We start from the raw sequence: 25,082 nt of genomic DNA on the forward strand, positions 1-25,082 counted from the left end.
TTCCCAGACAAGACTCGAGATTCTCACAGCACAATGAGGACGATGAGCGATCTCTCCACCCGGCCATGGTTGTCCTCCTACGCGAAGGGCGTGCCGCACGACGTCGGCGCCCCGAGCCAAACTCTTGTCGAGATGCTCGCCGCGACGATCCGGCGGCACGGGCGCCGGCCCGCACTCGACTTCTTCGGTGCGAGCCTCACCTACCGGGAGCTCGGCGAGCAGCTCGAGCGGGTCGCGGGCGGACTGCGCAAGCTCGGGGTGAAGAAGGGCGACCGTGTCGCCCTCGTGCTGCCCAACTGCCCGCAGCACATCGTGGCGTTCTACGCGATCCTGCGGCTCGGAGCGATCGCCGTCGAGCACAACCCGCTCTACACCGCGCGCGAACTCCGCCACCAGTTCGAGGACCACGGGGCCACCGTCGCCATCGTGTGGGACAAGGTTGCGGCATCCGTCGTCGACTTTCCCGATGACGTGGGCGTCGAGCACGTCGTCTCGGTCGACGTGACGCGGGCCATGCCCCGCAAGACCCGCTTCGCGCTGCGGCTGCCCCTGCCCGCCGCCCGCCGGTCGCGCTCCGCCCTGACCGTCGGCAAGCGTGTCGCCGGAACCGAGCCCTGGGAGAAGCTGACGGATGCCCGCCCGCTGCGCCGCTCGCATCCGGCACCGTCGCTCGGCGACACCGCCGTGCTGCAGTACACGAGCGGAACCACCGGCACCCCCAAGGGCGCCGTGCTCACCCACGCGAACCTGCGCGTCAACGCCATGCAGGGCGAGGCCTGGGTGCAGGGGCTGCGGCCGGAGCGCGAGGTCGTCTACGGGGTGCTGCCCATGTTCCACGCGTACGGGCTCACGCTCTGCCTGACCTTCGCCATGAGCATCGGGGCGCGGCTCGTGCTGTTCCCCAAGTTCGACGAGAAGCTTGTGCTCGACGCCATGAAGAAGACGCCCGCGACCTTCCTGCCCGCCGTGCCGCCCATCTACGCGCGGCTCGCGGCCGCCGCGAAGAAGAAGCGGGTGAGCTTGCGCGGCATCCGCTTCGCCATCTCGGGTGCCATGAACCTGCCGGTTGAGACTGTCGAGGCGTGGGAGAAGGCGACGGGCGGTCTGCTCATCGAGGGCTACGGCATGACCGAGACCTCCCCCGTCGCCGCGGGCAACCCCATGGGTTCAACCCGGCGGCCTGGCACGGTCGGCGTGCCGTTCCCCAGCACCGAGATTCGCGTCGTTGATCCCGACGACCCCGCGACGGATGCTGCGGAGGGCGAGCTGCTCGTGCGCGGCCCGCAGGTCTTCCAGGGCTACTGGCGCCGCCCCGACGAGACCCGCGCGGCCCTGCTGCCGGGCGGCTGGCTGCGCACGGGCGACATCGTCACGGTCTCCGGCGACGGCTTCATCACGATCGTCGACCGGATGAAGGAGCTCATCATCACGGGCGGCTTCAACGTCGCCCCCTCCGAGGTCGAAGAGGCCCTGCAGTCGCACCCCTCCGTCGCCGAGGCCGCCGCGGTCGGGCTGCCCTCGCAGGGCGGCGGTGAGGATGTCGCGGCCGCCGTTGTGCTCGCGCCCGGGGCATCCCTCGACGTCGCCGGCCTGCGCGAGCACTGCCGCCGGCACCTCACCGCCTACAAGGTGCCGCGCACGATCGTCGCGGTGGACGAGCTGCCCCGTTCGATGATCGGCAAGGTGCTGCGGCGCGAGGTGCGGGAGCAGCTGCTCGCGCGCTGACGGCGCCCTTCTCGGCTGCCGTGCGGTTTCTGCTGCAGTTCTGGCCTGACACGCCGAGGCCAGCCGACGTCGACCGGGGCGCCGCGCACAAACTGCAGCAAAAACCGCCGCCCCGCCCCGGCGGAGTGTTCCCCGGCGCGAGTCGCGGCGCGCAGTTCGCCAGTATCCGTTGCCGCCGCGCGATTCGCGCTAGTCGACCTCGGCGCGCGAGACCTCCAGGCCCTCACCCTCGCGCTGGAGGGAGACGAGCACGGTGTCGCCGTCTCGGATCGTGCCGGCGAGGATCGCCATTGCGAGGCGGTCGTCGATCTCCTTCTGCATGAGCCGTCGCAGCGGGCGGGCGCCGTAGATGGGGTCGTAGCCGCGCTCGGCGAGCCAGGCACGAGCATCCGGGGTCACACCGAGCTCGAGGCGACGGTCGGCGAGGCGCTTCACGAGCCGGTCGATGTAGAGCTCGACGATCGCCGCGAGGTCCTCGCGCGAGAGCAGCGAGAAGATCACGATGTCATCGAGCCGATTCACGAACTCGGGCTTGAAGGTCTGGCGCACCGCGAGCGTCACCGCCTCCTCGCGCATTTCGGGCGTCATCGTCGCATCCGTCAGGAAGTGGCTGCCGAGGTTGGAGGTGAGGATCAGGATCGTGTTGCGGAAGTCGACCGTGCGGCCCTGGCCGTCGGTGAGGCGACCGTCGTCGAGCACCTGCAGCAGCACGTCGAAGACCTCCGGATGCGCCTTCTCAACCTCGTCGAGGAGGATCACGGAGTACGGCCGACGCCGCACCGCCTCGGTCAGCTGCCCGCCCTGCTCGTAGCCGATGTAGCCGGGAGGGGCGCCGACGAGCCGCGAGACGGAGAACTTCTCCCCGTACTCGCTCATGTCGATGCGCACCATCGCCTTCTCGTCATCGAAGAGGAACTCGGCGAGCGCTCGCGCCAGCTCCGTCTTGCCGACACCGGTCGGGCCGAGGAACATGAACGAGCCAGTCGGGCGGCTTTCGTCGGCGATGCCGGCGCGCGAACGGCGCACGGCATCCGAGACGGCCGCGACGGCCTTCTTCTGGCCGACGAGCCGCTTGCCCAGCTCCGCTTCGAGGTGCAGGAGCTTCTCGGTCTCGCCCTGCAGCAGGCGCCCGACGGGGATGCCCGTCCAGGCGGCGACCACGGCGGCGATGTCACCGTCGGTCACCTGGTCGTTGACCATCCGCTCGCCCTCGTGCTCGGCGTGCTCGGCAGCCGCGATCTGCTCCTCGATGCGGGGGATGACCTCGTAGTTGAGCTTCGACGCCGTCTGGTAGTCGCCCTCGCGCATGGCGAGGTCGAGCTTGATGCGGGCGTCGCTCAGCTGGTTCTTGAGCTCGCCGACGCCCTGCAGCGCCGACTTCTCGTTGCGCCAGCGGGCCTCGAGCGCGAGAAGCGTTTCCTGCTTCTCCGCCATGTCCTCGCGCAGCTTCTCGAGACGAGCCTTGGATGCCGCGTCCTTCTCCTTCTTGAGGGCGAGCTCCTCAATGCGCATCCGGTCGACGGCGCGCTTGAGCTCATCGATCTCGACGGGGGAGGAGTCGATCTCCATCTTGAGCCTGCTGGCGGCCTCGTCGATGAGGTCGATCGCCTTGTCGGGCAGCTGCCGGCCGGTGATGTAGCGGTTGCTGAGGGATGCTGCGGCGACGAGCGCGTTGTCAGCGATCGCGACGCGGTGGTGCGCCTCGTAGCGGTCCTTGAGACCACGGAGGATTGCGACGGTGTCTTCGACGGAGGGTTCGCCGACGTAGACCTGCTGGAATCGACGCTCGAGCGCGGCATCCTTCTCGATGTACTGACGATACTCGTCCAGGGTGGTGGCGCCGATGAGGCGCAGCTCGCCGCGGGCGAGCATGGGCTTGAGCATGTTGGCGGCCGCGACGGAGCCATCACCGCCGCCCGCGCCCATGAGGGTGTGGAGCTCGTCGATGAAGGTGATGACCTGGCCGTCGGAGTCGTTGATCTCCTTGAGCACAGCCTTGAGCCGCTCCTCGAACTCGCCGCGGTACTTCGCGCCGGCGACGAGGGCGGCGAGGTCGATCGAGACGAGTCGCTTGTCCTTGAGCGAGTCCGCGACGTCGCCCGCGACGATGCGCTGCGCGAGCCCTTCCACGACCGCGGTCTTGCCGACGCCGGGCTCGCCGATGAGCACCGGGTTGTTCTTGGTGCGGCGGGTGAGCACCTGGCTGACCCGCCGAATCTCGGCGTCACGGCCGATGACGGGGTCGAGCTTGCCCGTGCGCGCGATCTCGGTGAGGTCGACGCCGTACTGCTCGAGTGCCGTCTTCTGCTCCTCGTCGGTGCCGGGAGCGCCCTGCATGTTGGCCATTCCTACCCCTGTTCGAAACTTGAGCCTGCGTGACTCAAGTCTATTCGGTTTTGCGTCCCGTATACCAGCGCTATGCGCTCGCCTTCCGCGAACATGTCGCTAGTTAGCGAAGGCACCGAGCAGATTCGCGAAGTACAGCACCGCGAAGACCGAGTAGAACAGCCCCGCAACCGCGAGCAGACCGGTGAACGTGAGCCCCGGCCGTACGCCCTCCGGTAGCCGTCGGTTGACGGCGAGGGTGGCGAAGACGATGAGCGGCGTGTGCAGAGTGGCGATGATGCCCGAGACCGACATGATCGCGACGGGGTCGCGCACGATCACGACGACGATCGCCGGCACGAGGCAGGTCACAGTGACCGCGAACACGATGCGGAGAGCGCGGTCGACCGACATGTGCGAGGGCCGGAGCGCGAGCATCCGGTTCGCCCACGCGGGAAACGACTTCTCATCAGCCTGTGCGCGGCGCCCACCCCGCCACAGGATAAGCACGATGTCGGCGAAGGACCTCGACCAGCCGTCCTGGTTGGCGAGCACGCTGCCGCCGAGGGCGATGACGATCGCGGCGACCATGAGCCAGTGACCGACGGGACCCCAGACGTCGGAGAGCAGGCGGGTGAGGTCATTCGCGACATCCGTCCCCTGGGGCACGATGCCCTCGGGGCCCAGCAGTTCGGCGCCGAGCACGAGGAAGGCGGTGATCGTGAGCGTGCCCGTCATGACCCCGATCGCGGCCGTGTTCGACATGGTGCGCAGCCAGTTCTTCAGCCGCGGCACCCGCTCGTCGAGTGGCTCGGGAGCGGTGCCGCTGCCGTGCATGGGGCCGCCGTAGCCGCGCCGTGCGGCCCAGTAGGAGTACCAGATGATGCCCATCGAGCCAGCAAGGATCGTGCCGATCCAGGGCAGAATGAACGCGATGTCGAGGTCCCCGGGGATGCTCGGCACGAGCCCCGCGACCGCGTCGCCGTCGGCCTCGAACACCCCGAAGGCCGCCGCGATCATGACCCCCACGAGCCCCAGGGCGAGCACAAGGGCGACCCGGGAGACCCACGGGTAGCCGCCGCTCACGACCACGAGCGTCGTCATGGCGAGCACCACAAGCGACCAGAGCACGAGGTCGCCAGGCAGCTCCTGCGCAATCGTGCTGCCGACGAGGGCCGAGAGTCCGCCAACCCCGGCGACGGCCGCGACCAGCTGGGGTAGGAACACCACCCACAGGGCCCAGTTGCGCGGCCCCGGCAGGGTGGAGAAACCGTCGAGCAGGGTGCGCCCGGTGACGACCGCGTAGCGCCCCGCCTCTCGGATCATGACCCACATGAGTGCCGCGACCCCGAGCAGCAGCCACAACAGCGAGTAGCCGTAGACGGAGCCGATGCGCGGGGTGAAGAGCACCGAACCGGAGCCCACGGCCGACATGGCCCACAGCAGGCCCGGACCCCACCACTTCAGTCGTTGCCGGCCACTCGGGGGCTGCGGCACGCTCGGCCTGAGGACGTCGTCACGGGTGTCAGAAGTCATCCGTTTCGACGCTAGTACGGCAGCTCCGGCATCGTCAGGTTCGGCGCGACACCGCCACGGTGAACTTCGCGTTGCGGCCCGCCTCACGCGTCTCGCCCACGAGCCGCGAGAGCGCGGACCGGTACGCGAGGTGCGAGTTGAAGACGGTCCAGAGTTCGCCGCCCGGTCGCAGCACGCGCGCGGCATCCGCGAAGAGGGCGGGCGCGAGCCCCTCGTCCACGGTCGTGCCGCTGTGGAACGGCGGGTTCAGCAGCACGAGGTCGGCGCTCGCGTCCGGCTGGGAGGCGAGGCCGACGTCCCGCACGACCGTCACGTCGAGTCCGTTCGCCGCCATGGTCGCCCGAGCGGATGCCACAGCCGCCGTCGACTGGTCCGTGGCGAGCACCTCGAGCTCCGGCCGGCTCCGCTTGAGCGAGGCGGCGAGGATGCCCGTACCGCAGCCGAGGTCGACGGCGGTCGCGGCATCCGGAGCCATGTCGGGCAGGAACTGCAGCAGGAAGCGCGTGCCGATGTCGAGCCGGGTGCCCGCGAAGGCGCCGCCGTGGGCGCACACCCACAGGCCCAGCTCCTCGTGGAACTCGCGCTTGGGCCACTCGCCCGGCTGCGCCTGCGGGCCGCGGGCCACGAGCACGCGCGACTTCTGGCGCGCGAGCGTCGCGGTCACGGAACCGAAGTGACGCCCCAGCACCTCACTCATGGCGGGCGTGAGGTGCTTGACACGGCCACCCGCGTAGACGACGACGGAAGGGTCGGCGTGCGCGGCCGTGATCGCCGCCCACTCGTCGAGCTGCTCGAGGCTCTTGGGTAGCTGCAGCAGCACGACCCGGGCGCCGCTCACGAGCGTCTCGTCGAGCCCGTGCTGCGCGTAGTCGTCGATGCCGAACTGCGCCGCGTTGCGCGCGAGAGCGAGCTCCCCCACAAGCGCGTCCTGGTGCACGCGAACGGCGGATGCCCCGTGCTCGGAGATCGCGCCGAGAGTCAACGCCCCGTACCGGTCGCCGATGACCACAACACTCTCGGGGTGCTCCCGGATTGCAGCATCCGCCTCGTCCAGGATCAGCCGGTCGGTCGCGTCGACCGCGACAAGATTGGGCGCCTCGACGTCGGGGGCGCGCCGAAGCCGCTCCAGGGAGAAGTGGGGCATGCTCACCCGCGATCGAGCGGACGCCACACCACGACCTGGTTGGAGCGCCGCACGCGTTCGCCGGCCCGCAGCGATACGACCCCGCCAGTCTCGTCTGCGGCGAAGACGCGGCGACCCGGCGACTTCAGCAGCTCGTCGGCGAGCGCCGCCTCCAGCTCGCGCACCCGCTCCGTGAGCTCCGTCACCCGATTCTCGAGCGTCATGATGCGGCGGATGCCTTCCAGGCTCACACCCTCCGCACCGAGTGCCGCGATCTCGCGCAACTGCACGACATCGCGCATCGAGTAGCGCCGGGACTTGCCGCTCGTGCGTTTAGGGCTCACGAGGCCGAGTCGGTCGTACTGGCGCAGCGTCTGCGGGTGCATGCCCGCGAGTTCCGCCGCGACGGCGATCGCGAAGACGGGGGCGGCGGGGTCCATGCTCAGGCCTTCCGCGCCTTCGCGAGCAGCTCGTCGCGCGGGTTCTCGTCGGGCAGGGCCTTCGCGAGCGCCTTGACGGCCTTCGCGGCATCCGGGGTCAGGCGGCCGGGCACGACCACCTGCACCGTCGCGAGCAGGTCACCGGATGCGCCCCCCGCCGTGACCCCACGACCCTTCACGCGGAGCACACGCCCGCTCGGGGTGCCGGGGGCGACCCTGAGCTTGACGGGCTCCCCGCCGAGGGTGGGCACCTCGATCGTCGCCCCCTCGACCGCCTCGATGAAGGTCACGGGCACGTCGACGCGCAGATTGTTGCCCTCGCGCGTGAACACCGGATGCTTCTTGACCGTCACCGTGAGCGTCAGGTCACCTGCCGGGCCACCATCGGGGCTCGGCTCGCCCTTGCCCTTGAGCCGAATCTTCTGTCCGTCGCTCACGCCGGCCGGGATGCGCACCGTCATGGGCTTGCCGCCGACACCCTGCAGGCGCACCGTGTCGCCGTTGATGGCGGACTCGAAGTCGAGGGTCGTCGTGGCTGTGACATCCCGACCCTTGCTGGGGCCGCCGCGGAAGCCGCCGCCACCGAAGCCGCCGGCTGGGGCACCGCCACCGAAGAGACCACCGAAGAGGTCACCGAAGTCGGCGGACTGGTAGCCGCCGCGGGCACCGCCGGGCGCGCCTGCGCCCGTGAACATGCCACCGAAGATGTCCTCGAAGCCGCCCGCCTGGCCCTGGCCGCCCGCCGTGAAACGCGGCGCACCCATGCCCATCGCCCGAACCTGGTCGTACTCGCGGCGTGTCTCCGGGTCGGAGAGCACGGCGTTCGCTTCGCTGATCTCCTTGAAGCGCGCCTCCGCCTTCGCATCCCCCGGGTTGGAGTCGGGGTGGTACTGGCGCGCGAGCTTGCGGTAGGTCTTCTTGAGTTCGGCGTCGGAGACATCCTTCGAGACTCCGAGCACCTTGTAGAAGTCCTTCTCCAACCAGTCCTGACTGGCCATCAGACTCCTTTCGATTCGTCCGCGGGTTGAGTAAGCCGCTCGCGGCTGTATCGAAACCCGGATGCTCGGGGCTTGGTTTCGATACAGCCCTAGCGGGCTTACTCAACCAGCGAGAACGCTAACTACTCCTGCGGCACCGCCACGGCAACCTGAGCCGCGCGCAGCAGCCGCTCGCCGAGCCGGTAGCCGACCTTGTGGACGTCGAGCACCGTCATGGTGTCCACCTCGGGGTTCGGGATCTGCGCGATCGCCTCGTGGAGGTTGGGGTCGAACTCGTCGCCCTTCTCGCCCAGCCGCTGGAGACCCGTCTTGTCGAGCGTCGCCCGAAGCTTCTGGGCGATCAGCACCAACGGTCCATCCTCGAGGTCGCCGTGGGCCTCTGCCCGGTCGAGGTCGTCGAGCACGGGGAGCAGGGAGACGATGATCTCCTGCACCGCCAGAAGCCGGTTGGCCTCCCGGTCACGCTCGACGCGCTTGCGGTAGTTGGCATACTCCGCCTGCAGCCGCTGCAGGTCGGCGAGCCGCTCGGCCGCGAGGTCTCCCGCGCTCTGCTCGAGGAAGGAGAGGTCGGCCTCATCGACGGATGTCTCGACATCCGGCCCCTCGGCCTCGAGCAGACCGTCCGCGGCCTCCTCGATGTCCTCGCTGGTCACGTCGGGCTCGGGCGCCTCGGCGCCCTGTTCCTTGTCGTGTTCCTTGTCTGCCATGGGCTACTTCTTCTCGTCGTCGTCCACGACCTCGGCGTCGACGATGTCCTCGTCGGAGCCGGACGTGTCGGCAGAAGGCTGCTCGGAGGCACCCTCGGCCTGAGCGGCCGAGTAGATCTCCTCGCCGATCTTCTGCTGGCTCACATTGAGCTTGTCGAGGGCCGTCTTGATGGCCTCGTCGTCGTCGCCCGCGAGCGCCGTCTTGAGTGCGTCGATGTCGCCCTGGACCTCGGTCTTGACACCCTCGGAGAGCTTCTCGTCGTTCTCCTTGATGAGCTTCTCGGTCGAGTAGACGAACTGCTCGGCGGCGTTGCGGACCTCGGCGGCCTCGCGGCGCTTCTTGTCCTCGGCCGCGTGCTCCTCGCCCTCGCGGACCATCCGCTCGATGTCCTCCTTGGAGAGGGCCGAGCCGCCCGTGATGGTGATCGACTGCTCCTTGCCGGTGCCCTTGTCCTTCGCGTGCACCTGCACGATGCCGTTCGCGTCGATGTCGAAGGTGACCTCGATCTGCGGCACGCCGCGCGGGGCGGGCGCGATGCCCGTGAGCTCGAAGGTGCCCAGGTTCTTGTTGTCACGCGTGAACTCGCGCTCACCCTGGAAGACCTGGATTGCGACGGAGGGCTGGTTGTCGTCCGCCGTCGTGAAGGTCTCGCTGCGCTTGGTCGGGATGGCCGTGTTGCGCTCGATGAGCTTCGTCATGATGCCGCCCTTGGTCTCGATGCCGAGGCTGAGGGGGGTCACGTCGATGAGCAGAACGTCCTTGCGCTCGCCCTTGAGGACACCGGCCTGCAGGGCGGCGCCGACGGCGACGACCTCATCCGGGTTCACGCCCTTGTTGGGCTCCTTGCCGCCCGTCAGCTGCTTGACCAGCTCGGTGACGGCGGGCATACGGGTCGATCCACCCACGAGCACGACGTGGGAGATGTCGTTGACGCTGACGCCGGCCTCACGGATGACGTCGTGGAAGGGGCGCTTGGTGCGCTCGAGCAGGTCCTGCGTCAGCTCCTCGAACTTGGCGCGGGAGAGCGTCTCGTCAAGGTTGGCGGGGCCGTTCTCCGTGAGGGAGAGGTAGGGCAGCTGGATGCTCGCGCTCGTCGACGACGAAAGCTCCTTCTTCGCCTGCTCCGCAGCCTCCTTGAGGCGCTGCTTGGCGATCTTGTCGTTCGAGACGTCGACGCCCGTGGTCTCCTTGAAGCGCTTGACGAGGTAGTCGACGACGCGGCCGTCCCAGTCGTCACCACCGAGTCGGTTGTCACCGGCCGTCGCACGCACCTGGATGGTGGAGAAGTCGTCGTCCTTACCCACCTCGAGGAGGGAGACGTCGAAGGTGCCACCACCGAGGTCGAAGACGAGGATGAGCTCGTCCTCCTTGCCGCGGTCGAGGCCGTAGGCGAGAGCGGCGGCGGTGGGCTCGTTGATGATGCGCAGCACGTTGAGGCCCGCGATCTCACCGGCATCCTTCGTGGCCTGGCGCTCGGAGTCGTTGAAGTACGCGGGAACCGTGATGACGGCATCCGTCACCGGCTCGCCCAGGTACTGCTCGGCGTCACGCTTGAGCTTGGCGAGGATGCGGGCCGAGATCTCCTGCGGCGTGTATTTCTTGCCGTCGATGTCCTTGGTCCAGTCGGTGCCCATGTGGCGCTTGACCGACGCGATCGTGCGGTCGACGTTGGTGACCGCCTGGCGCTTGGCCGTCTCGCCGACGAGCGTCTCGCCGTCCTTCGTGAAGGCGACCACCGACGGGGTGGTGCGGAAGCCCTCGGCGTTGGCGATGACGGTCGGCTCGCCACCCTCCAGCACGGAGACCACCGAGTTGGTGGTTCCGAGGTCGATACCTACTGCACGAGCCATGCGTGTTCTCCTTATGTGTTGCAATGGGGTGAAGCGGAAGTCTTCGGGCTCGATAGTTGAGTCGAGCAAACTCAATTTTAGACCTGAGCCGTAGCGTGTCAAGTCCGTCACGGCAAAGTTGAGCCGAGCTGGCTCAGCTCCCTGAAGCAACAGTCGCGGGGAACGAGAAAGGGCCGGGAAGGACTCTCATCCCGCCCGGCCCCCAGCGAAGGGTTTACTCCCTGTCGCGAGCTACCGCGATGATCCCGCTCGGGTACCGCTCTCGTGCGGAGACATAGACGACGCCGCGGGCCGAATCCACCGACACCCCGTACACCTTGTTGCCGTAGGCGTAGGCGGAGAGCCGCTGGATGAGCGACAGGTCTGCCGCCGCATAGACACTGATGCCACTGTCGTCGTAGATGTCGCTCTGGTGACCGACATAGACGCGCTGCGCGACAGGGTCGACGGCGATCGACCGGAAATCGGCCGCCTCCACCGCGAGCGAACTGAGGAGGGAGTAGTCAGCGCCACTGAAGACCCGGATGCCCTCGGTCGAGCCCGCGGTATCAGAGTTGCTCACATAGATGAGGTCGTTGACCGGGTCGTAGGCGACGCCGTGACTGCGCCAGGCGACAGCATCCGTCGTGACCGTCTGCACGAGCGCGCCGGTATCGGCATCCGCCACGTCGAATCCGGTGCCGCGAAGCGCTCCGAAGACGCGCCTCCCCTCGAAGTCGACGTCCATGCCGCGCACACCACCCGAGAAGGCGTATGGTCCGCGAACGAGCGCACCGCTCGTGGCATCCATGACGACCCAGTTCGACCCGAAGGCGACGTAGAGCTCGTTCCGAGACTCATCCAAAGCGATGTCACGCAGGCCATCCTCGACGGGGTCGGTTGTCGGCGCCGACAGCACCGCCACCGCCGTGTCACTCGCCGGGTCGATTACATGCACCCGGGCGGGCCGCATCTCATCGGCGACATAGAGGTAGCCGGTGCGGCTGTCGACCACGCTCCCCACCGGGCGGATGTCAGGGGAGAGCTCGGTCGGTGCCGCCGGGATCGCAGTGAGCGCTGTTGGCGTGTAGCCGAGCCCTGTCGGCGGATCTTCCGGGTCTCCCCCGGGATCCTCGCCCTCACCGGGACCTTCGCCAGGACCTTCGCCCGTGCCCGGGTCGACGCGCTTGCTCACCGTGACGGCGACCTGGTCGAGCTCCTCACCGGGCGGATTCAGCCGGAAGTCGCGGTTGGCCACGAAGACGCGCTCGTCCTGCTCGTCGATCGTGATGCCGTAGCCGTCCTTGCCGTACTGCGAGCCGGGGAAGTCCCCGATGAGCATGCCCGTGTCGACCTCGTGCACCGAGAAGCCACCCGTCGTCGCCGACGTGCCCGTGTAGCCGACATAGAGCATGCCGTTGCTGGAGTCGATGTCGACCTGGCGGGGGTTGGAGCGGGTGGCCTTCGCCCACACACGGGCAAAGCCGTCTGTCGCATCGAAGGCGTGGATGTTGACCACCCCGGCGACATCGTGGAAGTTGGTGCTCACGACGAGGCCTGTCACGGGGTCCGCCGCGACGTAGTAGGCGTCTGCCGTGTCTCGGATCACGCCGAGCGACTCGCCCGTCGAGGCGCGGAACACCTCCACTCCCCGTGACGGAACCGCCACATAGGCGAAGTCGTGCACCGGGTCGACGTCGATCGACCGGTTCGACTCGATGATCGGGTAGGGGCCGCGCACGACCTCGCCGAAGTTCTCGTCGGCGATCGAGACGACCGACCAGTTGCGGTTCTGCTGGCCCACGTAGAGCAGCTCGCCTTCCTCATCGAGGCCGATGTCGCGGATGTTCTCGGGCATCGTGATCGTGCGGAGGATCGTGTCACCCTCGGTGTCCAGCTCGAAGATCGTGCGGCCGTTCTGGTCGCCCAGGTAGAGCACGTCGCGAGTCTGGTGGTAGGCGACGCCGGCGGGGAGGGCGGCATTCGAACGGTTGACAGCGGTGAGGCGTGCCTCGTGCGCGTAGGCGAGCTCGCCCGTGCCACTACCTGCGTCGAGGTCGATCTCCTCGCCGGGGCCACCGGGCTCCTCACATCCGAGGCAGGGGCCGGGACCGTTCGGCTCGATGACCTGGGGGTCGACACCGTCGGTCACGAGCTTGCCTGCCTCGGACTTCGTGATCGTGAAGCCATCGAAGAACTCGCCGTCTGCCGTGCGCGATTCGTAGCGAAGCGTGCCGGAGGTCACGTCGATGAGCTGATAGAACTGCTTGCCCGTCTCGAGCCGGCGCAGATGTGCACCGTTCTCCTCCCACAGCCGCGGTCCAACCTCATACATCTTCGAGCTCGCCGTCGAACCGATGTAGACCGGGCCCGTGTGGCTGAGCTCGGCATCCGCTCCTTCGGGCAGGTTCTCTTCGGCGGCATAGGTGTTGCCGCGACCGTAGGCGTGGTCGTGACCCGCGAGCACGAGGTCAACGTCGTACTCCTCGAGGAGCGGACCCCACGAGGTGCGAATGCCCAGGTTGTTGCGCCCCTCGTCGAGCGAGAACACGGGGTGGTGGAAGAAGACGACCGTCCACTGGTGGGGGTTCTCCGCGAGCACGCCCTCGAGCCACTCGGTCTGGACCGCGAGGCCCTCCGTGTCGACCACATTGCTGTTGAGCGAGATGAAACGCACGCCCTGGTGGTCCGTGTAGTAGACCGTGCCCTCGAGCTCGTCGTAGACCTCGCCCTCGCCCGTCGGCCCATTCGCCGGATAGGTGAACTGAGCGCGGTACTGCTCCGAGAGGCCGCCATCGTACTCGTGGTTGCCCGGCGTCGTGAGCAGACGCTGCGTGCCCAGGGTGTAGGAGAAGGCCTCATACAGCTCGCCCCACTGCTGGTCGGAGTGGGCATCGTTGACGAGGTCACCGATCTGGAGAACGATGTCGGCGTTGGGGCGGTCACGGAACGCGTTGCGCACGACCCGCGACCCCTGGTCGAGGATGTCGGTCTGGATGTCGCCGAGGAAGATGAACGAGAAGTTCTCCGCCTCCACCGCGCTCGTCTCGAAGTCCTGCCACTCGCTGAAGTTGGTGCCGTCGCCCACGCGGTACATGTATGCGGTGTTCGGAGCGAGGCCACTGAGCTCCGCCGTGTGCACCGCCTGGGAGTAGCCGAGGTCAGTCGCCTGCTCGACGGTCGATTGCGCGAGCTGCTGGCGCACGCCCGAAGGGTACGGCGCGGGCGTCAGGGTGCGGTATTCCACGACGGGCTGCGCCACCTCAGTGGAGGTGCGCCAGGCGATGACCTGGCCCGTCGTCGGATCCGCCGAGGGAGTGAGCGTGATGCGATCGGGGACCACCGTTGGCGCGTAGCGCTCGGCGGGGCTGAGGGTCGCGGCCGTCGCCGCGGTCGGGGGCGCTGTGAGCACGCCACCGGTCAGCAACACCGATGCGGCGACGGCTGCCGCAAGGGTGCGGCCCCATCGTGCGGACTTGCTGGTCATGGGCTGATGGCCTTTCTCGTTCGCGAGGAGAGGGATGGGAGTCAACGGGCACCACCGGCGGCGGGTCGGCGGAGCCCGACGCGGAGGGCTACTGCGCCGACCCCGAGAAAGAGAATCCCCAAGCCGACAAGCCACCCGACGTTCGCGCCTGCGACCTGGAGGCTGCCCGCTGCAGAGGGCTGCACCACGAGCACGGCGACTTCAGCACGGATGCCCGAGGTCTGGCCGATCAGCACGATCGTGTGTTCCGCGGCCGGTGCAGTGCGCGGCACGGTGACGCGCTGCGAGACGCCACCGTCCGCATCCGCAGTGACGGTGGCGAGCAGAACCGGGTCCGAGTGCAGCTCGATTCGCACCTCCTCGCGGGGCTGGAACCCTGCCGCCGTCACAGTGAACGCCTCGCCCGGAGTGAGCTGCCCATCGCTGACCTTCACGCTCGCGGTCTCGCCGTCCGGGTTCTCGCCACCCGGGTTCTCGCCGCCGGGGTTCTCGCCGCCAGGGTTCTCGCCACCCGGGTTCTCGCCACCGGGTGCTGACGGGGCTTCCACGCCGTCGCGGGTAGAGCCGCCACCGCCCGCCCACACAGCGTCGTCATAGACGAGCTTCTCGCCTTCGGCATCCTTGGAGATGGTGAACGAGTCGAAGACGGCGCCGTCGACAGTGCGGGCCTCGACGTGCATGCGGTCAGCCGTGACATCCACCGTCTGGAAGAGCTGCACGTCACGACCCGTCACGCGAAGGTTCGCGTCGTTCGCCACCCAGTTGTTGCTATCGGCCGGGTCGGGCACGTACATCTTCGGACCGGCGACGCTCACGAGGTAGACGGGGCCCGTGTGACTCGTCGAAGCGTCGGCGCCCGCGGGCAGGTCCTGCTCATTGGCGAACAGGTTGCCACGGCCGTAAGCATGGTCGTGGCCCTGCACGACCAGGTCGACGTCGTACTCCTCGAAGAGGGGAAGCCACATCTCGCGAAGCGAGGCGTTGTCGCGGCCGGACGTGACGGAGAAGACCGGGTGGTGGAAGGTGACGACGGTCCACTGGTTCGGGTTCTCGGCGAGCACCGCCTCGAGCCACTCCGTCTGGGCAGCACCCTGCGCGGCGCTGAAGCCCTGCGTGCTGTTCAACGCGATGAACCGCACTCCCTGGTAGTCGACGTAGTAGACCGTCTCACTCAGGGCCGCCTGAATCTCGGGTGTCGCGTCCGGTCCGTTCTTCGGATACTCGAACTGGGCACCCCAGTGCTCGCTGAGCTCGGGGCCCGGGTAGTACTCGTGGTTGCCTGTCGCCGCGACAACGTTCATGTACTGGTTCGCGAATGCTGCGGCCTCGTGCCACTCACCCCACTCGGCGTCCGATGTCTCGGTGTCGATCAGGTCGCCGGCGTGAACGACCAGTTCGGCGTAGGGGCGAGCCTCGAAGGCTGCCCGGAAAGCCCGCGACGTGTAGGCCTTGTTGTCGTTCTGGGCATCGCCCTGCACGAGGAAGCTGAATTCGGATGCCCCCACCGTCGCCGTCGTGAACTCAAGCCACTCGCTCCAGGTCTCGCCGTCACCCACGCGGTAGAGGTACGTCTGGTCGGGTTCGAGACCCGTCATGGTGGCCGAGTGGTGGCGGATCCCGTAGCCCAGGTCCGCCGAGAACTCGGTCGTGGAGCTCGCCTCCACGGTCGTGGCGGAAGCAGCGTCGACGGGAGAGGGGCCGCTCAGGGCGAACTGCACCCGCGGCGTCGTCACCTCCGTCGAGGTGCGCCAGTTCACGTGCTGACTTGTCTCGGGAGTCTCCGTGGGGGTGAGGATCACGCGGTCGGGCACAGCGGTCGGGGCCGCGACCGTCGCGGGATCGACCGCGGGCGGGGCGAGACCGCCGCCATCAGCGGCGACGGCGATGCCGCCACCCAAGGAGACGAGACCGATCGCGGCAGCGAGGCATCCGGCCGTGATCAGGCCGCCGCGAGACCTCGCGGCGGAGAAGAACGAGTGGGTGTCGCGGGTCATCGCGGCAGCACCTTTCTGGGCAGGGCGCACGCCGCGGCAGGGAGCAGCCGCGGTTGGCGCAAGGAAGGTCGGGTCTGGCGACGGCCGACGGGTATATCCGCCGGGGCAGCCACGCTGACGCTATCGACGCGGCACCCCCCACAGGGCGAGTTCGAGAATGCTTCATTCCCCGTTCACCCAAGCGGAGAGACGCCCCTCGGCACCCCCGCATGGGGCGCACCGAAAGTTAACCGACCGCGATTAGCCTGAGCGCATGAGCGACAAGCCGGGGCCCGGTGCCGTGCCCACACCCCCGCCCACCATCAGCACGCAGGCGATCGGCCCCTTCGGGCGAGGCGCCAGCGGAGACGTGGCTTCCAAGAAGGTCGTCTGGTCATGGGCGATGTGGGACTGGGCAATGCAGCCCTTCAACACGGTCATCCTCACCTTCGTCTGGATCTCGCTCTACCTGACGTCGCGACAGTTCCTTGACGCGGATGTCGCGGCATCCGGTCAGCTCGCCGACGGCAGCTGGATGAGCTGCGCGAGCAGCGAATACCTCGGCACCGAGTACTGCCGCGGCCTCACCGACCTCGCGGAATGGTGGGGCTGGGCCAACTTCGCCGCCGGAATCCTCATCCTCGTGCTCGCGCCCGTGCTCGGCCAGCAAGCCGACGCGCGCGGGAACAAGAAGAAGTGGCTCGTCGGCTCGACCATCGCGATCGCACTCATCCAGTTCTCGCTCTTCTTCGTCGAGGCCGACCCCAAGTACTTCTGGTTCGGCGCGCTCGCCGTAGCAATCGGCGCCGTCGTGAGCGAGATCGGCAACGTCAGCTACTACGCAATGCTCGTCGAGGTCTCGAGCCCGTCGACCGTGGGCCGCATCTCGGGCCTCGGCTGGGGCCTCGGCTACATCGGCGGTGTCGTCGCGCTCGTGCTGTGCATCCCGCTCATCTTTGGCATGGGCTCAGACCAGGCTCTCGCCTTCAAGCTCGTCGCCGTTGTCTGCGGGGTGTGGACGATCGTCTTCGCCATCCCCATGTTCCGGAACGTGCCGGAATCCCCCGCCTATCCCGGGGCTCCCAAGGTCAACTTCTTCGCCTCCTACGTCGTGCTCGCCAAGCACCTCGCCAAGCTCTTCCGCGAGCAGCGCCCGACCTTCTGGTTCCTCGTCTCCGCCGCCGTCTATCGCGACGGCCTCGCGGGCGTCTTCGCGTTCGGCGCCATCCTGGCCGCCCAAGGCTTCGGCTTCAGCACGATGGAGGTCATGATCTTCGGCCTCGCCGCGAACCTCGTCGCAGGGGTCTCCACCATCATCGCCGGCCGCATCGACGATCTCATCGGCCCGAAGCGGCTCATCGTCGCGACCCTCGCCGGGCTCGTCGTGATGGCGGTCGCCGTGTTCCTGCTGCGGGACCTCGGCACGATCGTCTTCTGGGTGTGCGGCCTCATCCTGTGCGCCTTCGTCGGCCCGGCCCAGGCCGCCAGCCGCGGCGTGCTCACCCGCGTCACCCCCGTCGGGATGCAGGGCGAGATCTTCGGCCTCTACGCCACGACGGGGCGTGTCGCAAGCTTCCTCTCCCCGCTGGCGTGGTCGCTCTTCCTCGCCTGGTTCGGCGGCATCGTCTACGGCGTGCTCGGCATCGGCCTCGTGCTCCTGATCGGGCTCGTCATGCTGCTCTTCGTGCGGCTGCCTGCGCACGAGCGCGCGGCCTGAGTCGCAGCATCCGCCCTCTTTTGATAGCCGCTCGTCGGGCTCTCACCATTCAGGACATGGCGGTGGTGGGTGTGACAGCTGCGCACTGCTGATGCCCATGGGGCGAGCATCCGCGGCTCCCCAGGTTCTGTTCCTGAATGATGAAAGCCCGCGGGTGGCGGATGCTTCGGCTCCGGTGCACTCTTAGGGCATGACCAACCCCACCTTCGTCAAGGCCGAGCTGCTGCGTTCTCTCCATGTGCCCGGTAGCCCGCTCATCGTTCCCAACGTGTGGGACGCCGTCACGGCGCGCATCGTCGCCCAGGTCGAAGGGGTCAAGGCGCTCGCGACCGCCAGCCACTCGATCTCCTACGCTCACGGCGTGCGCGACGGGGAAGGACTCACGGTCGACCAGGCGGTGGAGGCCGCCTCGCGGATCATCGCCGCGACCGAACTCCCCGTCTCCGTCGACTTCGAGAAGGGCTACTCCGAGACTCCGAAGGGGGTCGAGGAGAATGTCGCGCGGCTCATCGAGGCTGGCGCCGCAGGCATCAACATTGAAGACAGCATCGGCGAGGCGAAGGCACCCCAGTTCGAAATCGGCGACGCCGCCAAGCGGGTCGCCGCCGCGCGCGCCGCCGCGAACGTCTCAGGCATCCCCATCGTCATCAACGCCCGCGTCGACACGCTCGCAACCAAGGGCGGCAACTGGGAGGAGGCCATCCAGCGAGCCAACACCTACCTGGACTCCGGTGCCGACGTCATCTTCATGCTCGGCCTGAACGACGAGGACTCCATCAAGCGCGCACTCGACGAGATCAACGGTCCCATCTCGGTCATCGGCAAGCCCGGCGGAGTGCCCCTCAAGACGCTCGCGCAGTTGGGCGTGAGCCGCGTCAGCTTCGGCCCGGGAACGCTGGGGCTCACCCTCGCGCACCTTGCCTCCGCGGCATCCGCCCTCGTTGACCTGGCCGCCTACCCCGACGAGCTCGCGTTCGAATACTGAGCAGGATGCCGCGGGGCCGGAGCGGCCGCCCGCGTGCGGTTTTTGATGCACTTTGTGCACGGCGCGCCGTCTGGGGCCGGCATCAGCCGGTGTGTGGAACGAAAAGTGCGCCGATAACCGCAGGGGTGCGCGCATCCGTTGTCTCGTGCTGCCGCCCTGCGTAGGGTGTCGGGCATGGCTGACAGACCCATCGGATATTGGCTGAGGCTCGTCGACCGCCTCATCGAGGAGCGCTTCGCCACCATCATCGAGGAACACGGCGTCACCCGAACGCAGTGGCAGCTGCTGAGCGTGATCTCGCAGGCGCCCGCCGACGTGGAACGGCTCAGCGAGGCGATCGGGCCGTTCCTCGCGACGGGCGGGGCTGAGACCGCCGCCGAGCACCTCGCCGAACTCATCGAGAGCGGCTGGGTCGTCATCGTCGACGGGCAGTACACGATCACGGAGCGTGGCACGACCGCCTTCGGCAAGCTGAGCGAGGTCGTCGAGGAGTTGCGCGGCTCCGTCGCCGAGGGGCTGACCGAGAGCGAGTACCGCACGACCCTCACGTCGCTCGAGCGGATGGCGCAGAACCTCGGGTATGACGGCTGACCCTGGGCGGCCGCGGTGCCTCAGGCTGAGAGGTTCCACCAGAGGATGAGCAGCATCGTCACGAGGAACCCCGCCACGAAGTTGAGCGCGAGGAACTTGCGCCAGCCGCGATTCGCGGTCTCGGCAGTGGCATCCGTCACGTTCCAGAAGGGCGCGCACGCCCAGACGTAAGGGAGCGCGAGCACGGCGGCGAGCGCGGCCGGCCAGCCCGAGAAGAGCAGCAGGATGCCCGCAGCGAGGTAGAGGCCGATGGCGAGTCTCGTCGTGAAGCGGGCGCCGGCCACGGTCGCGATCGACGAGATCCCTCCCTCCACATCGGCCGCAACATCCTGAACTGCACCGAAGGCGTGACTCGCCATCCCCCAGAGGAAGAAGGCGGCCAAGATCATCCAGAGGGCCGGCGTGAACTCGGCCCCCGCGAGCACAAGCCCGTAGAGCGCGGGCGAGACGAAGTGGGTGCTGGAGGTGAGGGAGTCGAGCACGGGGCGCTCCTTGAAGCGGAGCCCCTTGGCCGAGTACGCGATGACGGCGAAAACACTGACGGCGAGCACAAGCCACGAGAGGGGGCCGCCGACCGCGACCAGGAACACGAGGAAGGGGATGTTGCTGAGGGCCGCCGCCCACAGGGTGGGTGCGTGCAGCCGCGGGTCGAGCAGGGCGCCCTCCACGCCACCCTTGCGGGGGTTGGCGAGGTCGGACTCGTAGTCGAAGACGTCGTTGATGCCATACATGGCGAGGTTGTAGGGCACGAGGAAGTACAGGGTGCCGACGATGAGCACGGCGTCGATCTCGCGCGTCGTCAACAGGTAGGCGGCCGCGAAGGGGAAGGCCGTGTTGATCCAGCTCAGCGGTCGCGACGAGAGCACGATCGTGCGGAAAGCGCTCATCGCGACTCCCTCCGGGAGGTCGGCGGCAACAGGTGCCAGAGGCTCGGCAGCAGCACGACGGCCGCGATCGCATAGGCGAAGTCCTCAAGCGGTGCCACGCCGAGGAAGGCGCCCGAGATGCGCTCGGGGTTGTAGGTGAAGAGGTCGGCAGCGATCATGACGTTGTCGAATACGGCCGTGAGCAGGAGGACCGCGACACCGGCGAGAGCAACGGCGCCCCACCGCGGCGAGCGACGGGAAACGAGAGCGGCGGATGCCACGAGCACGACGATCGCGAGGAACACCGCGTTGAGCGCCCAATATGTCATGCGTCGCCGTCCCTGGATTTTGATACGGCGGTGCTGTTGCGGGTTGAGTAGCGACGGAGGAGCGTATCGAAACCCCCGTAGGCGACCATCGTCACGTAACAGAGCAGAGCGAGGAAGAAGACCTCCTCGAGCGGCAGTTCCGGCGCAAGCTCGATTCCCGTCATCCACGGGCTGCCGCCGCGGTGGAAGATGTCGAGCCCGATGCCGCCCGCATCCCACGCGAGGAAGAACACGAGGCCGAGCGTCATGACGAGGGCGGCGCGGCGGGCATCCCTCCAGAAGAAGAGCGTGAAGCGTCGGTCGAGGAGCGTCATGCAGAAGAGCGAGATGAGAAGTGCTGCGAGGTAGGCGAGGTGCATCACGGCCCCCCGGGAGACTCGGAGGACCCGGCTCCCTGCCCAGTGTCGGTGGGATCCACGAACGAGGTCGCGGGCTCCGGCAGGGGTTCGGGCAGCGCCTCCGTCGAGGTGTCGCCGCGCAGCCGCTTGAGCACAAGCTCGGCGCTGATGAGACACATGGGCAGGCCGATGCCGGGGATGCTCGAACTGCCGGCGTAGAGGAGCCCCGACACGTGCTTGCTCACATTCGCCCCGCGGAAGAAGGCACTCTGCTTCAGAGTGTGGGCGGGCCCCAGCGCGGACCCCTTCCACACGTTGAGGTCGGCCGCGAAGTCGGCGGGGCCGACCATGCGGCGCACGACGGTCCGCCCCGCAAGGTCGGGAATGCCCGTCCACTCGGCGATCTGCTCGATCACGCGATCGGCGAGCTCGTCGAGCTGCGTGAGGGACGGGTCGGCGGGGATCGGCACGAGCACGAACACGTTCGAGTGGCCGGCGGGCGCGACATCCGGGTCCACGCCCGAGGGCTTGCAGATGTAGAGGCTCGGCACGGACGGGATGCTCGGCGACTTCCCGAAGATCGCGTCGAAGTTCGCCCGCCAGTCGCGCGCGAAGAGCAGCGTATGGTGGTCGAGCTGGGGCAGCTCGCCCTCGACGCCGAGGTAGAGGAGCATGGCGCCCGGCCCCGCGACGCGCTTCTGCCAGTACTCGGCGGGGTAGGTCTGGTGCTCCCGCTCCAGCAGCTGCGTCTCCGAGTGGTGCAGGTCGGCGGTCGAGACCACGAGATCAGCCTCGATGATCGTGCCGTCCGCGAGCTCGACGCCCGTCGCGACGCCGTCGCTCACGAGGATGCGCGCGACGGGCGACGACGTGCGGATGTCGACCCCCGCCTCGGAGGCGAGCGCCGCGATGCGGTCGATGACCCGCGTGAAGCCACCCTTCGGGTAGTAGACCCCGTCGGTCATGTCGAGATGGCTCATGAGGTGGTACATGCTGGGCGTCTCGAAGGGCGAGGAGCCGAGGAACACGGCCGGGTACCCGAGGATCTGCTGCAGGCGCGGGTCGCGGGTGACGGATGCCGCGTGCCGGTCGAGTGAGCGAAGCAGCAGCCGCGCGAGCCGAGGCAGCCGCCCGAGCACGTCGCGCGCCAGCAGGGGCCGGAACGACTCGAAGGTCGAGTAGAGGAAGCGCCGCTTCGCCATCTCGTAGGTGTCGGCGGCGGAGTCGAGGTAGCGCGAGAGACGCCGGCCCGCGCCCGGCTCGATCGACTCGAAGAGTTCGATGTTGGCCTCGCGCTCGGAGGTGATCGCGATCGGCTCGGGCGAGCCCTCGAAGAAGACCCGGTAGCCGGGGTCGAGCTTGACGAGTTCAAGCTGTTCCGCGGCCGAGGTGCCCATGAGGCGGAAGAAGTGGTCGAACACCTCGGGCATGAGGTACCACGACGGGCCCGTGTCAAAGCGGAAACCCTCGACCTCGAGCAGGCCGGCCCGCCCGCCGACCTTCGGCTGCTTCTCGAGCAGCGTCACCACGTGGCCCTCGCGGGCGAGGAGCCCTGCCGTCGCCAGGCCCGTGATGCCGCCGCCGACCACGACGACGGTCTGGGGGTTCGGGGCACTCATGCGCGAGGCATCCGTCCCGCTGCCGCCTCGAGGGCCAGACGCGCCTTGACGGGCGTCGGCACGCTCAACCGAGCGGCGAGGATGTCACGGGCGGGCGTCCCCCGCAGACGCCGGGCCAGCTCGGCAAAGAGCGAGTGGGCGAGGCACACGGCCCTGCGGCTCCCGGGCGGGAGGAGGGGCAGGGCCGCCCGCGAGACCCGCAGGTCGGAGTCGATGTCGTCGAGGATGCGCGCCTTGTCCGCCTCACTGAAGCTCGCGACATGCACCTGGGGGAAGTAGCTGCGACCGAGCGCCTCGTAGTCGTCGGCGAGGTCGCGGAGGAAGTTGACCTTCTGGAAGGCGGCGCCGAGCGCTCGTGCCCCCGCCCGCAGTTCGAGCAGCTGCGGCTCGGAACGCGAGTGACCGAGCAGGAAGGCCTGCAGGCACATGAGCCCGATGACCTCGGCCGAACCGTAGACGTAACGGGTGAAGCTCTCGGGGTCGTGCTCCGCCTGCTCGAGGTCGGCGCGCATCGACGCGAAGAAGGGCTCGGTGAGCTCGCGGCCGAAGCCCACCTCGCGGGCGCTGCGCGCGAAGGCGTGCACGATCGGGTTGGTGCAGTACCCGCGCTCGAGGGCCAGGTCGGTCTGCGCCTCGAGCTCGTCGAGGGCGCGCGCAGCCTCCGCCCGCGACATCCCGGCCTCGTCGGAGGCCCCGTCGACGACCTCGTCCGCGACCCGCACGAGGGCGTAGATGTTTGCCACATGCCGACGCACCCGAGGCTCGAGCAGGCGCGATGCGGCGCCGAAGGAGGTGGAGTACTCACGGATCACGAGCGCGGAGGCCCGCTCACACACCCGCGTGTAGAGGTCGAGGCGATGGAGAGTGGTGGCGCTCAACGGCCCCTCCTGAGCACGAGGTCGACGATGGGGATGAGGCGCTCCCGGAGCGACTCGGGGATGTGCGGGCGGGCGAGCACCTCGCGGGCCCGCTCGACGTGTTGGGCGAGCAGCTGCTCCGCGTAGTCGCGGGCGCCGCTCTGCTCGAGCCCCGCGCGCAGGGTCTGCGCATCCGCCTCCGAGAGGTCTGGGGAGCCGAAGAGCGGCGCGAGCTGGGCCCACAGACCCGTCCCCGCCGCATGCGCCACGAGCACCGTGCGCTTGCCCTCGCGCAGGTCGCTCGTGGTCGACTTGCCCGTCTCCTCGCTGTCGCCGAAGACGCCGAGCAGGTCGTCGACGACCTGGTAGGCGGTGCCCACCTCGCGGCCGAAGTCGCCCATCGACTCGACCACGGCATCCGACGCCCCCGCCAGCACGGCGCCCGCCTTGAGCGGCACCTCGAAGGAGTAGACGGCCGTCTTGAGGCGCGCCATCGAAAGGATGTTGTCGACGGTCGGGATGCGGATGGCGCCCGAGTAGTCGAGGTCGAGGAGCTCGCCCGCCGCGCTCGCGAAGAGGGCTTCATCCATGAGTTCGAGCAGCCGTCGCCGATTCTCCTCGCCGACACCGCTGCGGTCGATGAGCCGGTAGGAGTAGAAGAGGGCGAGGTCGCCCGCGACGACCGCGGCGCTCAGGCCGCGGTGCTCGGCGTCGCGCTGGGATGCACCCTCGCCGCGTGCCCGGTCGCGGTAGGTGCCCGAGATGTTGGGTTTGCCACGCCGCACGAAGTCGCGGTCGATCACGTCGTCGTGCACGATCAGGGCCGTGTGCAGCAACTCGAAGGCCGCGCCGACCCACGGCAGGGCGGGTTCGTCGTGGGTGCCGTCGAGACCGTCGAAGGCCGCCACGACCATGCGCGGGCGGAAGAGCTTGCCGCCCGTCGTGTTGCGCCGCAGCTCCCGCCACAGCTCCACATACTCGGGGCCATAGGCGGATGCTCGCGCTCCCGAATCATCGAAGAACTCCTCCAGCGCCGCCACGACCGCACGGTAGCGTTCGCTGCCTCCGAGCGCCTGCTCATCGGGGTGGGGCAGACTACGCAGCATGGAATCCACCCCCGAGCTCGTTGTGCTCCTCTCGGAGGACGGCACTCCCGTCGGCACCGCCGACAAGGCGACCGTGCACACGAGCGACACGCCCCTGCACCTGGCCTTCTCCTGCCACCTTTACAACGACGCAGGAGAGGTGCTCGTGACCCGCCGGGCGCTCGGCAAGGCGACCTGGCCGGGCGTGTGGACGAACAGCTTCTGCGGGCATCCGGCGCCTGGCGAGCACCCCGAGGAGGCGCTCGTGCGGCGCGCGCGTCGTGAGCTCGGGGCGACCGTGGCGGATGTCGAGGTGGTGTTGCCGGAGTTCCGCTACCGGGCGGTCGATGCATCCGGAATCGTGGAGAACGAGGTCTGCCCCGTCTACCGCGCCCGGGTCGTGGGCGCGTTCGAACCGGCACCCGACGAGATTGCCGAGTACGCCTGGGTGAGCCCCGACGCCCTCGCGGACGCCGTGCGCGCCACGCCCTTCGCCTTCAGCCCCTGGCTCGTGCTGCAGCTGGAACAGCTCGCCCGCGCCTGAACAGGAC

The 25,082-nt window shown here is 68.6% G+C and carries 20 protein-coding genes; 5 read left to right on the forward strand and 15 right to left on the reverse strand.

Annotation, left to right across the window (positions count from 1 at the left end; genetic code table 11):
* Positions 1-42 precede the first annotated feature (42 nt).
* Positions 43-1,725: a long-chain-fatty-acid--CoA ligase gene (locus OH146_RS07425; RefSeq protein WP_265159023.1), complete on the forward strand. Its 1,683-nt coding sequence runs from the start codon at positions 43-45 to the stop codon at positions 1,723-1,725.
* Between the two features lie 189 nt (positions 1,726-1,914).
* Here the strand turns inward: OH146_RS07425 and OH146_RS07430 are convergent, their stop codons facing one another.
* The 9 genes from OH146_RS07430 to OH146_RS07470 all read right to left on the reverse strand — a co-directional run bounded on the left by OH146_RS07430 (position 1,915) and on the right by OH146_RS07470 (position 16,165).
* Positions 1,915-4,071 carry an ATP-dependent Clp protease ATP-binding subunit gene (locus OH146_RS07430; protein ID WP_279348692.1) on the reverse strand — a complete coding sequence of 719 codons (2,157 nt, stop codon included), beginning with the start codon at positions 4,069-4,071 and terminating at the stop codon, positions 1,915-1,917.
* Between the two features lie 99 nt (positions 4,072-4,170).
* Positions 4,171-5,586, reverse strand: a complete 1,416-nt coding sequence (locus tag OH146_RS07435; protein WP_265159025.1) for an Nramp family divalent metal transporter — start codon at positions 5,584-5,586, stop codon at positions 4,171-4,173.
* 34 nt (positions 5,587-5,620) lie between these two features.
* Positions 5,621-6,730, reverse strand: a complete 1,110-nt coding sequence (locus OH146_RS07440) for a class I SAM-dependent methyltransferase (RefSeq protein ID WP_265159027.1) — start codon at positions 6,728-6,730, stop codon at positions 5,621-5,623.
* Between the two features lie 2 nt (positions 6,731-6,732).
* Positions 6,733-7,149 (reverse strand): heat shock protein transcriptional repressor HspR, encoded by a 417-nt coding sequence (locus tag OH146_RS07445; RefSeq protein WP_265159029.1) that lies wholly within the window; start codon positions 7,147-7,149, stop codon positions 6,733-6,735.
* Positions 7,150-7,151: 2 nt separating this feature from the next.
* Complete coding sequence (locus OH146_RS07450) at positions 7,152-8,147, reverse strand: DnaJ C-terminal domain-containing protein (RefSeq protein WP_265159031.1); 996 nt, start codon at positions 8,145-8,147, stop codon at positions 7,152-7,154.
* Between the two features lie 122 nt (positions 8,148-8,269).
* Positions 8,270-8,854: a nucleotide exchange factor GrpE gene (locus OH146_RS07455; protein WP_265159033.1), complete on the reverse strand. Its 585-nt coding sequence runs from the start codon at positions 8,852-8,854 to the stop codon at positions 8,270-8,272.
* A gap of 3 nt (positions 8,855-8,857) precedes the next feature.
* A complete protein-coding gene (dnaK, locus tag OH146_RS07460; protein ID WP_265159035.1) occupies positions 8,858-10,705 on the reverse strand; it encodes a molecular chaperone DnaK in 1,848 nt (615 codons plus the stop codon).
* 214 nt (positions 10,706-10,919) lie between these two features.
* A complete protein-coding gene (locus tag OH146_RS07465; RefSeq protein WP_265159037.1) occupies positions 10,920-14,171 on the reverse strand; it encodes a metallophosphoesterase in 3,252 nt (1,083 codons plus the stop codon).
* Positions 14,172-14,212: 41 nt separating this feature from the next.
* Positions 14,213-16,165 (reverse strand): purple acid phosphatase family protein, encoded by a 1,953-nt coding sequence (locus OH146_RS07470; protein WP_265159039.1) that lies wholly within the window; start codon positions 16,163-16,165, stop codon positions 14,213-14,215.
* Between the two features lie 253 nt (positions 16,166-16,418).
* Between OH146_RS07470 and OH146_RS07475 the strand changes: the two genes are divergently transcribed.
* The 3 genes from OH146_RS07475 to OH146_RS07485 all read left to right on the forward strand — a co-directional run bounded on the left by OH146_RS07475 (position 16,419) and on the right by OH146_RS07485 (position 19,437).
* Positions 16,419-17,861 carry an MFS transporter gene (locus tag OH146_RS07475; RefSeq protein WP_265159041.1) on the forward strand — a complete coding sequence of 481 codons (1,443 nt, stop codon included), beginning with the start codon at positions 16,419-16,421 and terminating at the stop codon, positions 17,859-17,861.
* Positions 17,862-18,051: 190 nt separating this feature from the next.
* Positions 18,052-18,846 (forward strand): isocitrate lyase/PEP mutase family protein, encoded by a 795-nt coding sequence (locus tag OH146_RS07480; RefSeq protein WP_265159043.1) that lies wholly within the window; start codon positions 18,052-18,054, stop codon positions 18,844-18,846.
* A gap of 174 nt (positions 18,847-19,020) precedes the next feature.
* On the forward strand, positions 19,021-19,437 hold the full coding sequence (locus OH146_RS07485) for a MarR family winged helix-turn-helix transcriptional regulator (RefSeq protein WP_265159045.1): 417 nt from the start codon (positions 19,021-19,023) through the stop codon (positions 19,435-19,437).
* A gap of 20 nt (positions 19,438-19,457) precedes the next feature.
* On the opposite strand, the gene OH146_RS07490 is transcribed toward OH146_RS07485, so the two are convergent.
* From OH146_RS07490 to OH146_RS07515, 6 genes are read right to left on the reverse strand one after another with little or no spacing between them, the layout of a single operon-like run.
* A complete protein-coding gene (locus OH146_RS07490) occupies positions 19,458-20,324 on the reverse strand; it encodes a prenyltransferase (RefSeq protein ID WP_265159047.1) in 867 nt (288 codons plus the stop codon).
* Positions 20,321-20,632 (reverse strand): lycopene cyclase domain-containing protein, encoded by a 312-nt coding sequence (locus OH146_RS07495; RefSeq protein WP_265159049.1) that lies wholly within the window; start codon positions 20,630-20,632, stop codon positions 20,321-20,323. The genes OH146_RS07490 and OH146_RS07495 overlap by 4 nt, the downstream gene beginning before the upstream one ends.
* Positions 20,629-20,991, reverse strand: a complete 363-nt coding sequence (locus OH146_RS07500; protein WP_265160698.1) for a lycopene cyclase domain-containing protein — start codon at positions 20,989-20,991, stop codon at positions 20,629-20,631. The genes OH146_RS07495 and OH146_RS07500 overlap by 4 nt, the downstream gene beginning before the upstream one ends.
* Entirely contained in the window at positions 20,991-22,589 is a 1,599-nt protein-coding gene (gene crtI / locus OH146_RS07505) for a phytoene desaturase family protein (RefSeq protein ID WP_265159051.1), read from the reverse strand. Before crtI ends, OH146_RS07500 begins: the two co-directional genes overlap by 1 nt.
* Positions 22,586-23,467 carry a phytoene/squalene synthase family protein gene (locus tag OH146_RS07510; protein ID WP_265159052.1) on the reverse strand — a complete coding sequence of 294 codons (882 nt, stop codon included), beginning with the start codon at positions 23,465-23,467 and terminating at the stop codon, positions 22,586-22,588. The genes crtI and OH146_RS07510 overlap by 4 nt, the downstream gene beginning before the upstream one ends.
* On the reverse strand, positions 23,464-24,552 hold the full coding sequence (locus OH146_RS07515; RefSeq protein ID WP_265159053.1) for a polyprenyl synthetase family protein: 1,089 nt from the start codon (positions 24,550-24,552) through the stop codon (positions 23,464-23,466). Before OH146_RS07515 ends, OH146_RS07510 begins: the two co-directional genes overlap by 4 nt.
* Here OH146_RS07515 and idi point away from each other — a divergent pair.
* A complete protein-coding gene (idi, locus tag OH146_RS07520) occupies positions 24,551-25,075 on the forward strand; it encodes an isopentenyl-diphosphate Delta-isomerase (protein ID WP_265159054.1) in 525 nt (174 codons plus the stop codon). The genes OH146_RS07515 and idi overlap by 2 nt on opposite strands.
* The last annotated feature ends 7 nt before the right edge of the window (positions 25,076-25,082 follow it).

Source organism: Homoserinimonas sedimenticola (assembly GCF_026094475.1).
Lineage (GTDB): Bacteria > Actinomycetota > Actinomycetes > Actinomycetales > Microbacteriaceae > Homoserinimonas > Homoserinimonas sedimenticola.